This window comes from Microcoleus sp. N3A4 (assembly GCF_036701805.1).
Lineage (GTDB): Bacteria > Cyanobacteriota > Cyanobacteriia > Cyanobacteriales > Microcoleaceae > Microcoleus.
This window is the reverse complement of record NZ_JAUBRJ010000007.1, coordinates 135,554-147,931: the sequence shown is the minus strand read 5'-3', so window position 1 is coordinate 147,931 and position 12,378 is coordinate 135,554. Positions and strand designations below refer to the sequence as shown.

13 protein-coding genes are annotated in these 12,378 nt (G+C 45.9%); 6 read left to right on the top strand and 7 right to left on the bottom strand.

Going from position 1 to position 12,378, the window contains the following annotated elements:
* Positions 1 to 137: 137 nt before the first annotated feature.
* From QUA56_RS06730 to QUA56_RS06720, 3 genes are all read right to left on the bottom strand, one after another.
* Positions 138 to 314, bottom strand: a complete 177-nt coding sequence (locus QUA56_RS06730) for a hypothetical protein (RefSeq protein ID WP_333354841.1) — start codon at positions 312 to 314, stop codon at positions 138 to 140.
* 359 nt (positions 315 to 673) lie between these two features.
* On the bottom strand, positions 674 to 940 hold the full coding sequence (locus QUA56_RS06725) for a hypothetical protein (protein ID WP_333354838.1): 267 nt from the start codon (positions 938 to 940) through the stop codon (positions 674 to 676).
* 142 nt (positions 941 to 1,082) lie between these two features.
* Positions 1,083 to 2,258 (bottom strand): SpoIID/LytB domain-containing protein, encoded by a 1,176-nt coding sequence (locus QUA56_RS06720; protein WP_333354836.1) that lies wholly within the window; start codon positions 2,256 to 2,258, stop codon positions 1,083 to 1,085.
* A 270-nt stretch (positions 2,259 to 2,528) separates the two neighbouring features.
* Here QUA56_RS06720 and QUA56_RS06715 point away from each other — a divergent pair, with 270 nt between their 5' ends.
* The 3 genes from QUA56_RS06715 to QUA56_RS06705 all read left to right on the top strand — a co-directional run bounded on the left by QUA56_RS06715 (position 2,529) and on the right by QUA56_RS06705 (position 4,285).
* Positions 2,529 to 3,467 (top strand): ribonuclease Z, encoded by a 939-nt coding sequence (locus QUA56_RS06715; RefSeq protein WP_333354833.1) that lies wholly within the window; start codon positions 2,529 to 2,531, stop codon positions 3,465 to 3,467.
* A gap of 85 nt (positions 3,468 to 3,552) precedes the next feature.
* Positions 3,553 to 3,867 carry a hypothetical protein gene (locus tag QUA56_RS06710; RefSeq protein ID WP_333354830.1) on the top strand — a complete coding sequence of 105 codons (315 nt, stop codon included), beginning with the start codon at positions 3,553 to 3,555 and terminating at the stop codon, positions 3,865 to 3,867.
* On the top strand, positions 3,860 to 4,285 hold the full coding sequence (locus QUA56_RS06705; protein WP_333354827.1) for a retroviral-like aspartic protease: 426 nt from the start codon (positions 3,860 to 3,862) through the stop codon (positions 4,283 to 4,285). The genes QUA56_RS06710 and QUA56_RS06705 overlap by 8 nt, the downstream gene beginning before the upstream one ends.
* A 176-nt stretch (positions 4,286 to 4,461) precedes the next feature.
* Here the strand turns inward: QUA56_RS06705 and QUA56_RS06700 are convergent, their stop codons facing one another.
* Positions 4,462 to 4,764, bottom strand: coding sequence for a hypothetical protein (locus QUA56_RS06700; protein ID WP_333354825.1), 303 nt, complete (start codon positions 4,762 to 4,764; stop codon positions 4,462 to 4,464).
* Between the two features lie 513 nt (positions 4,765 to 5,277).
* Here QUA56_RS06700 and secA point away from each other — a divergent pair.
* Positions 5,278 to 8,094, top strand: coding sequence for a preprotein translocase subunit SecA (gene secA / locus QUA56_RS06695; protein ID WP_333354823.1), 2,817 nt, complete (start codon positions 5,278 to 5,280; stop codon positions 8,092 to 8,094).
* 79 nt (positions 8,095 to 8,173) lie between these two features.
* On the opposite strand, the gene QUA56_RS06690 is transcribed toward secA, so the two are convergent.
* The 3 genes from QUA56_RS06690 to QUA56_RS06680 all read right to left on the bottom strand — a co-directional run bounded on the left by QUA56_RS06690 (position 8,174) and on the right by QUA56_RS06680 (position 10,136).
* On the bottom strand, positions 8,174 to 8,467 hold the full coding sequence (locus tag QUA56_RS06690) for a DUF3288 family protein (protein WP_333354821.1): 294 nt from the start codon (positions 8,465 to 8,467) through the stop codon (positions 8,174 to 8,176).
* 177 nt (positions 8,468 to 8,644) lie between these two features.
* Complete coding sequence (locus tag QUA56_RS06685) at positions 8,645 to 9,562, bottom strand: hypothetical protein (RefSeq protein WP_333354818.1); 918 nt, start codon at positions 9,560 to 9,562, stop codon at positions 8,645 to 8,647.
* A 73-nt stretch (positions 9,563 to 9,635) separates the two neighbouring features.
* Entirely contained in the window at positions 9,636 to 10,136 is a 501-nt protein-coding gene (locus tag QUA56_RS06680) for a tetratricopeptide repeat protein (RefSeq protein ID WP_333354815.1), read from the bottom strand.
* Between the two features lie 152 nt (positions 10,137 to 10,288).
* On the opposite strand from QUA56_RS06680, the gene QUA56_RS06675 reads away from it, so the two are divergent.
* A complete protein-coding gene (locus QUA56_RS06675; RefSeq protein ID WP_333354813.1) occupies positions 10,289 to 11,029 on the top strand; it encodes an SDR family oxidoreductase in 741 nt (246 codons plus the stop codon).
* A 152-nt stretch (positions 11,030 to 11,181) separates the two neighbouring features.
* Positions 11,182 to 12,171 (top strand): NADPH:quinone reductase, encoded by a 990-nt coding sequence (locus QUA56_RS06670; RefSeq protein ID WP_333354811.1) that lies wholly within the window; start codon positions 11,182 to 11,184, stop codon positions 12,169 to 12,171.
* The last annotated feature ends 207 nt before the right edge of the window (positions 12,172 to 12,378 follow it).

Genomic DNA, 12,378 nt, shown 5'->3' with positions numbered 1-12,378 from the left:
TACGCTTGGGTTAATGTTTTTTTAGTCATTGCGAGCTTTGGGCTCAGCATAAGCCCGAAGGGCCCGCACGCGCCTTCGGAGTATCTGTTTTTCACAGGGTTTGGTCTCCATGAGTGTCTTATCCCAAGCGTATTGCTCTAAAACCCGGTTTCTGCGTAAGTGGCGATCGTAAATCTCAACTCCGACGAACGTTTGTAGTGATGACTGAAATTCTCAGAATATTCTGAGAACTTTACTCCTGACTGCAAAGCTGTTTGATTGGAGTCGATCGCTCGGACAGGATATGATATCGTTTCCGGTTGCATCGGAATCATAAAATCGAGTCAACAGTCAACCGATTTTAGATTTGAGATTTGAGATTTGAGATTTTTAACACTCAACAGTCAACCGATTTTAGATTTTAGATTTGAGATTTGAGATTTTTAACACTCAACAGTCAACAGTTAACAGTCAACAGTCAACCGATTTTAGATTTTAGATTTGAGATTTTTAACAGTCAACAGTCAACCGATTTTAGATTTTAGATTTTAGATTTTTAACACTCAACAGTCAACACTCAACAGTCAACAGTCAACAGTCAACAGTCAACAGTCAACAGTTAACAGTCAACAGTTAACAGTCAACAGTCAACAGTCAACAATCACGGACGGTGTAACCGAAATTGATATGACAGTCAATTTTGCGGCGTGTGAGGCTCTTTCGTATTCCTAGTTTTTTTAACAACCTTATGGCGTTTGAAAATCAAACTATTTTGGTCGTACTTCGAGTCGTGGCTCAGAGTTACAAGTTCCCACCCATCCTCCCCCAACTGATTGACAAATAGATGCAGCGAGCCTTGTTTCCAATCTCGCTGTTCTTCACCGTTTACATATAAACTAATCAGTTTGTTTCCAAAAGGATACATATTTGCATCCACAAATAAATACTCCCACTTTTGCATAGCAATCCTTAATGTAGTTATTTCTTATTGGTTATTTGTTAGTGGTTGGTAATTGTTAGGTATTTTTGGTGAATTTTGAGTAGCTAGTAATGACAAATAACCAATCACAAATAACCAGTAACAAATAACAAATTTGTAGCAGTTACTGCACTGCAATTCTAGCCAAAGTAGCACCCCGGTAATAGTGCAACAAAATCTGCTGGTAGCCGTATCCCTGCCTGGCCAAATTATAGGCCCCCCACTGACTCATTCCTACAGCGTGACCGAAACCTTTGCCAGCAACTTGAAAACCCGTAGGAGGCCGCCCGCTATTTCTCCCACTAAAAATCCCGCCGTACTGAGGAATCACAGTAAAGCGGGTACTCCTCAAATTTAGAACCCGACGCAAATCGGCGCCACTCATGACCCTAGAACCGCCATCTCCGACCACTTTCATACTAAGGACACTTCCATAACGGGTAGTGCGTTCAGGCTTCATCGAGATCACATTTCCGACGCCAGAAATTTTGCTGCTGATTTGAGCCCGGGAAAAATTTTCTTTCCACTGGTACACCGGCGCCCCTTGGTCGAAGTCAGGAACACCGCGCAGGTAAGGCAGGGGTTCCGTCCAAACATCCTCGACATTTTCAGTATGTCCCCCAGAGGCAGAGTGGAAAACGGCTAAAATAATCTGACCGTTGTAGGCCAGAACTTGACCGGCGGTTGCATCGACTGCGGAATAAGTCGCAGAAGATTCTGTTTGCAGTCCTTTGTAAACCTGCGAAGACTGAGTGTCGTCCACATCGTAAAGGTCGGTTTCGCTTTTGAGGCGCTGGTGGATAGCGTAGGAACGGGCGGCGACTGCTTGGGCTTTCAAAGCCTCAGTAGGCCAATTGCTACTCATTTCGGCGCCGAGAACGCTGTAGAGATACTGTTCGATATCGACGTAGTTGACGGCAGTCAAGCCTCCTTTTTGGGGAACTAGAAGCGTGCGTCCCCGATACCAACGATCGCCAATCCAAACATAACCGTTTCCCGTCGGCTCGATCCAAACTTGGTTGGCTGCCCAGCGACCGATCGCCACTGTTCCCGATCGAAATTGAGCCGACTGAGAACTGTTTGCGGGCAGTTCGCCCAAATTGCGCCCGCTACCGTCGCGGATTGCAGCCTTAGTAGAACTCCCGACTTTTACCTGACTTGCTCCGTCTTGTACCGCTACTCGCAAGATCAGCGCGGCCTGTGCTGGGGCTACCATTACCAGCCAAAACAATAGCGAAATCCAAAAGTAGCGTTTTTTTAATGTCGAAAGAACGGAAGCAAAGAATACTCCTGATTGCATTTGAAAATTTTCCTCCTGTGCTGTACGAGTTTAAGAATTTTTAAGGGGAAGGGAAGGGAGGGGAAAAAGAAAGGGGAACGGAAGAAATAAAACGTTAGAATTGGGTCGATCGCCCTGTGCGCTTGTCAAAAATGATTTTAGCGACTAGATGTTCGCAGGAACAGCGATTTATACCGATGCCTGCCTGCGACTATTTCCTGAATGTCGGATTGACCGCACTCTGGATATATGTAACATATTTTTTAAGACTTAATTGAGGTGATTTGACTCTTGCAGATTACATTTCTCGGAACTAGCTCCGGCGTCCCCACGCGATCGCGCAACGTTTCCAGCATCGCCCTCCGCTTGCCCCAGCGAGCCGAACTCTGGCTGTTTGACTGCGGCGAAGGAACCCAGCACCAGTTTCTCCGCAGCGACCTAAAAGTCAGCCAACTGAGCCGCATTTTCATCACTCACTTGCACGGCGACCACATTTTCGGCTTAATGGGTTTGCTGGCTAGCTGCGGTTTGGCGGGAAATGTCAAGCGCATCGATCTTTACGGGCCTCCGGGACTTGAAGAATATTTGCAAGCTGGCGTTCGCTATTCTCAAACTCATTTTTCTTATCCGGTTAAGGTACACAAAATTCACGAGGGAGTCATCTATGAAGATGACGAATATATTGTTAGCTGCGGCCCTTTGAAGCACCGAGTTACTGCTTTTGGTTATCGAGTAACTGAGAAAGACCGTCCGGGACATTTTGATGTAGAAAAAGCGAAGGCTGCGGGTATTCCTTCGGGGCCGCTTTACGGTCAATTAAAACAAGGAAAGACCGTAAAGTTATCGGACGGGCGACAGTTTAAAGGTACTGATTTTTGCGGCCCGGATCAAATCGGGCGCAAGTTTGTGTATTGTACTGACACGGTTTTTTGTGACGGGGCGGTGGAATTGGCGAAGGATGCGGATTTGTTGGTGCACGAAGCGACTTTTGCTCATCAAGATGCTCAAATGGCCTTCGATCGCCTGCATTCAACTTCGACAATGGCGGCTCAAGTTGCTTTGATTGCTGGGGCTAAACAGCTAATTATGACGCATTTTAGCCCGCGTTACGCTCCGGGAAATGCGATCGTCCTGGATGATTTGCTTAAAGAAGCGCAGGCAATTTTTCCGAATACGAAAATGGCTTACGATTTTTTGACTTACGAAGTACCCAGGCCTGTTGAAGAGTAGGGTTAATCTCACATCTTACACCATTCTCAAGAACAGGCAAGATGCCTGTTCCACAATCAAATTCATTCTTTGTGGAACAGGCATCTTGCCTGTTCAGGAATTAGAGATTGACACTACTGTTTTGGAGTGGTTTAAATCTCAAGGTCGTGGTAAAATGAAAAAACCAATTCAATGGCGTTTTATGTCAAATCTTGAATTATTAACCCAACTTCAGCAATTGTCCCGTACTGATAAATTTCAGATGATGCTGTTTTTAATAGCAGAATTGGCGAAAGAAGAAGGAATTGTTATGGGCAATGAATCTGCTGAAATCATGTATTCTGTGCATACCTCTAATAGTGCAGCAGAGCAATTGATGCAGTTACTAGAAACAGAACAAAAACAAACTCAAAATGTTTAATGGTAGGCGATATTCTTTTCAACCTAAACGAGATGAATCAGGTGTTTTAGCTGATGTTCCGTATCTGCCTTTAACACTAACTTATCAAAATCGTTCTGTTGACGTGATGGGTTTACTGGATACAGGAGCTAGTGTAAATGTTTTGCCCTATAATGTTGGGGTGCAATTAGGGGCAATTTGGGAAGAGCAAAGATTTTCTGTTACTTTAGCGGGAAATTTAGCGAGTGCTGAAACGAAAGGGTTATTAGTCTTGGCAAAAGTAGGGGACTTTGATCCAGATCAGTTAGTTTTCGCATGGACTAGGGTGAATAATATTCCGATTCTTTTAGGACGAACTAATTTTTTCACTGAGTTTGATGTTTGTTTTTATGGGTCACAATTAGCGTTTGAAGTGTGTCCTAAATTTAAGGATGGTTGAGATTATCAATCTTTTAAAATGCTGCGTTGCAGCCAGGTATAGACACTGGAAAATCCTAATTTTTTTTATTCGATATTGACAGGACACAAAATATGCGGTTTATTATCAAATAAAATATAAGCTGTTGAACATTTAAAACAGATTGTATGGTGCCGGGCGTCCTAAGTGTTTCCCGTTTAAGCGGAGCGTGTTGGCGGATGACGCACCCGGAACAGCCAAGTTAGTGGTTTAAATGCACAACAGCTTACAATTATCACAATAGTTATAAAAATGAAAAACGAGTCGATCGCTGGAATCGCTGCACTTGGTGGTTCGTCATAGGGTGGTTCAATTACAATTGCCACCGTACCTATAGCCACTACTGCAACAGTGCCTGCTGCTGGTGTCGCAGGTTGGTTGGGCTTGACAACGACAGCAACAAATATTGTGGCTGCAAAGAGTGACTCTCCCAGTTGCAGGAATTGTGGCAGCAGGGGCACTTTTAACCTACGGAGGTTATCAAGCTTATAACTTCGTCAATAAAAATCAGTAACCGTTTTGTTGAGTACAGGACTTACGCATCTATTGTCTGTCATTCTGCTCCCGACCCGGAGTTTACTTGCAGAACGGAGTGAAGGGTTCTGCAAGTAAACTCCGCGAAAAATCTCGCTCGATTCTTCGCTTCGCTCAGAATGACATAATTACAATGACTTCCCGTTGCTCTAAAATCTCCTCATCCGCCTTCGGGCTATACACCTAATCCACAAACTGCCCGCATAACGCCCTTACTCAATAGTTTGTGGAAATGATTTGCTTAATCAGCAAGGGACAAGAGAGGTCAATTATTCAATCCAAAATCCAAAATCCAAAATCCAAAATCGGTCGATCGCCCCCAGCGACGGCCCAGGAGAGCCAATGCTTGCTACAATCGGGAAAGGTAAATGTTGTGGCTAACACTACAGCCCCTAATGCTGCAAACTAAAGCTAATTATTAAAAATCTGCCTCTCCTGCCATGTTTAAAAATCTGCTCGGCGACCCCAACGCACGTAAGCTTAAGAAATTTCAGCCTTGGGTAGCTGATATCAATATCCTGGAAGAAGACTTCCGCGCACTCTCAGACGACGGCCTCAGAGGGAAAACGGCGGAGTTTCAAGAACGTCTGGCAAAAGCTAAATCTCTCAACGAAGAAAAAGAGATCCTAGACGAAATTTTGCCGGAAGCTTTTGCAGTGGTGCGGGAAGCGGGACAGCGGGTTTTGGGACTGCGGCACTTTGATGTCCAACTCCTCGGCGGCATCATTCTGCACAAAGGCCAAATTGCCGAAATGAAAACTGGTGAGGGCAAAACTTTGGTGGCGACGCTGCCGGCTTACCTCAACGCCCTCAACGGTAAAGGCGTACACATCATTACCGTCAACGATTATCTCGCAAGGCGGGATGCAGAATGGATGGGGCAGGTGCACCGCTTCCTGGGATTGACTGTGGGACTGATTCAGCAGGGCATGGATCAGGTGGAACGAAAGAAAAATTATAACTGCGATATTACCTACGCGACTAACAGCGAGGTGGGCTTTGATTATTTGCGGGACAACATGGCTACTGTCATGGAAGATGTAGTGCAGCGTCCTTTTAATTTCTGCGTGATTGACGAGGTTGACTCGGTGCTGATCGATGAAGCACGGACGCCTCTGATTATTTCCGGCCAGGTGGAACGCCCCAGCGAGAAGTATATGCGGGCGGCTGAGGTAGCTGCTGCTCTGAGAAAGGAAAATGAAGAACATTACGAGGTTGACGAAAAGGCTCGGAATGTGCTACTGACAGATGAAGGCTTTGGTGAAGCTGAGAATTTGTTGGGTGTTACGGATTTGTACGACCCGGCTGACCCTTGGGCGCATTACATTTTTAATGCGATTAAGGCCAAGGAATTGTTTATTAAGGATATTAACTACATCGTCACTCCCGATCGCGAAGTGGTGATTGTCGATGAGTTTACCGGCCGGGTGATGCCGGGACGGCGCTGGAGCGACGGTTTGCACCAGGCGATCGAAGCGAAGGAACGGGCGGAAATTCAGCCGGAAACTCAGACCCTGGCGACGATTACTTATCAGAATTTCTTTTTGCTTTATCCGAAGCTGTCGGGGATGACTGGGACGGCGAAGACTGAGGAGACAGAGTTTGAGAAGATTTACAATCTGGAAGTGACGCTGATTCCCACTAACCGGATTACGAGCCGCACTGACCTTTCGGATATGGTTTACAAGGCAGAGGCCGGCAAGTGGAATGCGATCGCCCAAGACTGCGCGGAAATGCACGAAATCGGTCGGCCGGTGCTGGTGGGCACTACGAGCGTGGAAAAGTCGGAGTTGCTGTCGCGGCTGCTGCTGGAACGCAAAATTCCTCACAATTTGCTCAATGCTAAACCGGAAAATGTGGAGCGGGAATCGGAAATTATCGCTCAAGCCGGACGCAAGGGTGCTGTGACGATCGCCACGAACATGGCCGGGCGCGGTACAGACATCATTTTGGGCGGTAATTCTGAGTACATGGGCCGCTTGAAGTTGCGGGAATATCTGATGCCCCGGATCGTGCAGCCCGAGGATGAGGACGGCTTTTCGCTGGTGCAAGTGCCCGGTATTGGCGGCCGCCCCGCACCTCAAGGTTTTGGTCAAACTGCGAAAAAGGTAAAGTCTTGGAAAGCTTCGGCGCAGATTTTCCCGACGCAGCTATCGAAAAATGCCGAGCAAATGCTCAAGGCGGCGGTGGAATTGGCGGTGAAGGAGTACGGCGAGCGATCGCTCTCGGAATTGCAAGCCGATGATATCGTGGCTATAGCTTCGGAAAAAGCGCCGACAAAAGACCAGGTAATTCAAAAATTGCGGGAAGCTTACAATTTAACCCGCAAGGAATACGATGCTTTTACCAGCACCGAACACGATGAAGTCGTGCAGTTGGGAGGCTTGCACGTCATCGGTACAGAACGCCACGAATCGCGCCGGATCGACAATCAGTTGCGCGGCCGGGCGGGACGCCAAGGAGACCCGGGTTCTACGCGGTTTTTCTTGAGTTTGGAAGACAATTTGCTCAGGATTTTCGGCGGCGAACGGGTGGCCGGTTTGATGAAGGCTTTCGGTGTTGAGGAAGATATGCCGATCGAATCGGGAATGCTGACTCGTTCCCTCGAAGGCGCTCAGAAAAAAGTCGAAACCTACTATTACGACATCCGCAAGCAGGTATTTGAATACGACGAAGTGATGAACAATCAGCGTCGAGCAATCTATGCGGAACGCCGCCGAGTATTGGAAGGTTTGGACTCCAAAGAACAGGTAATTAAGTATGCCGAACAGACGATGGACGACATCGTGGGAGCATACATCAATCCCGATTTACCTTCCGAAGAATGGGAACTCGACAAACTTGTCAGCAAGGTGAAGGAATTTGTTTATCTGCTCGCTGATATGACACCGGATCAGCTAGAAGATTTGTCCGTTGAGGAAATTAAAACATTCCTGCACGAACAAGTCCGCAATGCTTACGACATTAAAGAAGCGGAAGTTAATGCAATCCGAGCTGAATTGATGCGAGATGCGGAACGGTTCTTTATTTTACAGCAAATTGATACTTTGTGGCGGGAACACTTGCAACAAATGGATGCTTTGCGCGAGTCTGTAGGGCTGCGCGGTTACGGTCAGAAAGACCCGTTAATCGAGTACAAAACTGAAGGTTACGAGCTGTTTTTGGACATGATGACGGATATCCGCCGCAATGTGGTTTATTCGCTGTTCCAGTTCCAGCCGCAGCCGGCAATGCAAGTTTCGCCAGAGATGGTTTGAAAATAGTTAACAGTTGACTGTTGACTGTTGACTGTTGACTGTTGCTTCCAGGCTCTTCCTGGAAGTTGCAGATTTGAGATTAAAGCCAATCTTCTTGATCGCTTTTTTGTTTCCTGTAAACTTCTCCTTTAGTGTGAATTTTACGGGTTTGTTCGTAAAGAGTTTCTTCGGTATGATTCCATTTTTGCAGGACTTTTTTTAAGTCTAATTGAATATCTCTAGCACCGGGAAAGCCTCGGTAGCGAATTATTAATCTTGCTAATTCCGATAAATTGTAGTCGGTTGCTTCTCCTGCTAATAAACTATCGACAGTGGCTCGATCGCGCTTGTATTGCGGATGCTGCTGATCTTGAGTTTTTTCTACTGAATCCATACTATTTATATTTCCCAATCATCTGAAAATGTTGCTACAAGCAACCGCCACCCAAAAGCGCGGACATAAATAACTATCATGAATAGAGTCTTAAATCTGCGCTTTATAAACGGTTTGATTCGGATATCATAACAGTCATTAGTCATTAGTCATTAGTCAACAGTCAACAGTCAACAGTCAACAGTCAACAGTCAACAGTTCAGTCATCCCCAGAAATTTTTGTGTTTGTTGACTAATACCAAATAGCCGATCGCCGTGACAAAAGATTTCCCAGGCGCGAATTCCCATAAAACCAATACCTGCAACTGCCAAAGGCATCGCTGCGGCACCTAAAAGCGCGGCAATGGGGGGAAATACCATACAGAGTGTTAAGAGAATGGCGGTAATAACACCGCCAGCAATGCCAGCTTTGGCGGTGGCGATGGCGACTTTTTCAACTAATTCTGACTGGGTAATTTTGCCTTCCACGCACAATAGCGAATTTTCTAAGATAGAAAATATTAACTCAATTACTGCTGCGGCGATCGCCCCTTTCATTGCAGCCCCCACGATTTCGGCAACTGCTGCTTTAAACGCTGCATCCGCTAAAACTTGCTTAGCGACTGCTAATTCTGCGGCAGTCATGTCTGCACCACCGCGAGCACGATTCACCCAAAAATATTCAAAAATTCCGTTAGCAGCTTCGCTTCCGCCTCCATTGACGTGTGCCTGGATGTGACTCCAATCTTTATCTTGACAGAAGTTGCGAATTGCTTCCGGGCCTTGAGCGCGAATTTGGGCGGGTATGGATTCAAATACTTTTGCTGCTTCTTGAACGTTTCGGATGCCGTCACGCATCCCAGCCCTAGCAAATTTGAATTGCAGATTTGTTGGCAGGTTCTCAAAACTGATGTTATGTGCTATTTTAAAAGCTTCTTGAGTGGCGATCGCCCCAGCACTAACCATTGAACTTGGCGCTGATTTTACCCACGCCGTTAATACAGTTGCACTTTCCTCAACTTTAGCAGCGATTTGGTTGGCTAAGTTTTGGGTATCGGCAAAAGTTTCTTGTACTTTAGCAGTTAGCAATTCGAGCGGATTCTGGTTAATTTCCATTTCTATCCAGGTTGCATCGTTAATGATTGAATTATTCTGACTGTAACATTCCTCTTCAACTAAGTGTTATTTTTTACTGAATTGCTTCTAACTCCGGCTGTAAATGTAGAGCTTTTTTTTGATAAAACAAACCTTCATTGATTCGCCCTTGTTTTTCCAAAATATTTCCTAAATTCCAATAAGCAGCGGCTAAATCTGGTTGAATAGCAATAGCTTTTTGATAGTACATTATGGCGTCATCCAGCAAGCCTTGTTTGTAAAACATACTGCCCAAATTAACATAAGCTGCCACAAAATTTGGGTCAAATTCGATCGCCTTGGAATAGGCACGAATCGCCGCGTCTGTTTTGCCTTGGGCTTGCAGGATATTGCCTAGGGTTTTGTAGGCGGCGGCAAAATTCGGTTGGTGGCGAAGTGCTTGGTAACAGGAGGCGATCGCCTCGGCAAATTTTTGTTGATCGTAATAAATTTCGGCAATCTTGTTAAGTGCGATCGCCTCATCAAAATTACCAGATTGTTTGAGTCGATCGCCCGCTTCTAAATACTGCGAGGCTAACTCGGAATTTACGGTCATAAATTTTAGTTGGACAGGCGATATCACTTTAGCATAAACAGGACTTACTCAGAAACCCTATTTGTAGGTACGCCGAAGAGCATCTTACTACTATAGATAGTGTAAAATCGGTGAGAGCAATCTAAAATTTAAAATCTACAATCTAAAATCCCATGACATCACTAACAGGAAAAGTAGCAATTGTGACCGGTGCCTCGCGGGGAATAGGACGCGCGATCGCCCTCCGATTATCCCAGGAAGGCGCGTCGGTTGTCGTCAACTACGCCCGAGGTGCAGAGCAGGCTAAAGATGTTGTGTCAGCGATTGAAGCAGCAGGCGGCAAAGCATTGGCAGTGCAAGCGGATGTCAGCAAAACGGCAGAAATTCGCGATTTGTTCGATCGCACTCTCGAAACCTATTCACAAGTCGATATTTTAGTCAATAATGCGGGAGTAATTCTTTACAAACCTGTGGCGGAAGTTACCGAAGCAGAGTTTGATAATCTTTTTGCAATTAACGTTAAAGGCACATTTTTTGCTTGTCAAGAAGCTGCTAAACGCATGGCAGACGGAGGAAGAATTGTCAATTTTTCCAGTTCGACAACGGCGATGCTACTGCCAACTTACGGGGCTTACGTGGCGACAAAAGGCGCAGTAGAACAGCTAACTCGATCGCTGGCTAAGGAATTGGGCGATCGCCAAATTACAGTCAATGCCATTTCTCCGGGCCCAACGGATACAGAACTTTTCACTGTCGGCAAAACCGCCGAACAAATCCAAAGATTTACTCAAATGGCTGCTTTGGGAAGACTCGGAAAAGTTGAAGATATTGCCGATGTGACGGCATTTTTGTGCAGCGAACAAGCCCGGTGGATTACCGGACAAAATATCCGCGTTAACGGCGGAATAGCGTAATTTTGTCAACTTGATCGCAGAGGATATCTGTCAGGACACGGCAGTGCCGTGTCCCTACCCGAACTACAGAGTTAGTCGATCATGATATGATGAGGATTAAAAATTAAAAATCCCGCCCCATTGTTGCCCTAAACAATCAGGAGAAAACAACCGTGAAAGCTGCTTACTACGAACAAATCGGCAACGCCAAAGATGTCCTCAAAATTGGCGAAATCGATGTACCCGAATTAGGTGCAAATGAAGTGCTAATTAAAGTACGCGCATCCGGCATTAACCCATCCGATGTCAAGCAGCGAAGCGGTTGGGGCGGACTCACAATCCGACACCCGCGAGTCATTCCCCACAACGACGGTGCTGGGGTAATTGAAGCAGTAGGAAAAGACGTGTTGCCGTCAAGAATTGGCGAACGAGTTTGGATTTATGAAGCTACATTGCTCCGCCCGTTTGGTACGGCGGCGGAATATGTTGTTGTGCCCAGCGAACAAGCGGTTTTCCTGCCAGATAATACAGAATTTGCAGCAGGTGCTTGTTTGGGAGTTCCGGCAATGACTGCACACAATTGCGTTTTTAAAGATGGTGCTGTAACTGGGAAAACAATATTAGTTGCGGGCGGCGCGGGTGCAGTTGGAAATTATGCAATTCAATTAGCCAAATGGGGCGGCGCAAATGTTATTGCAACTGTAAGTTCTGCTGAAAAAGCAGAAGTTGCCAAAACAGCGGGGGCAGATTATACTGTTAATTATAAAACAGAAAATATAGCGACACGAATTAAAGAAATTACGAAAGGGGAAGGAGTCGATCGCGTAATTGAAGTTGATTTTGCTAGCAATCTCGAAACCAACTTAAAAGTTATCAAACGCAACGGTGCGATCGCTACTTACGCTTCTGATTCCGATCTAACGCCTCAAATTCCCTTTTACTCATTAGTTTACAAAAATCTAACCGTTCATTACGTGCTAGTTTATGTGATGGACAAAGCAGCCCACCAACAAGCGGCGGCAGATATTACAACTTGTTTGAAAGCAGGAGTTTTGCGCCACGTTATCGCTGAGAGCTTTGCTTTAGACGAGATTGTCAAAGCGCACGAAATGCAGGAAAGCGGAAGGGCGATCGGGAATTTGATTTTAGTTGTCAGTCATTAGTCATCAGTCAAATTTATTTGCATCCCATCCGCGTCGATCCGCGTTCTGAAGCGGTTAAAAATAAAATTACGATGCCCAAGCAAGCAGTAATATCAAATCCGGTTAAATCGGAATCATACATTAGTGCGAGCGTCTCGCTCGCGACATGGATCGCGAGCGAGACGCTCGCACTGACCATCCAAATATACAGCAGATTCCAGGTTTATG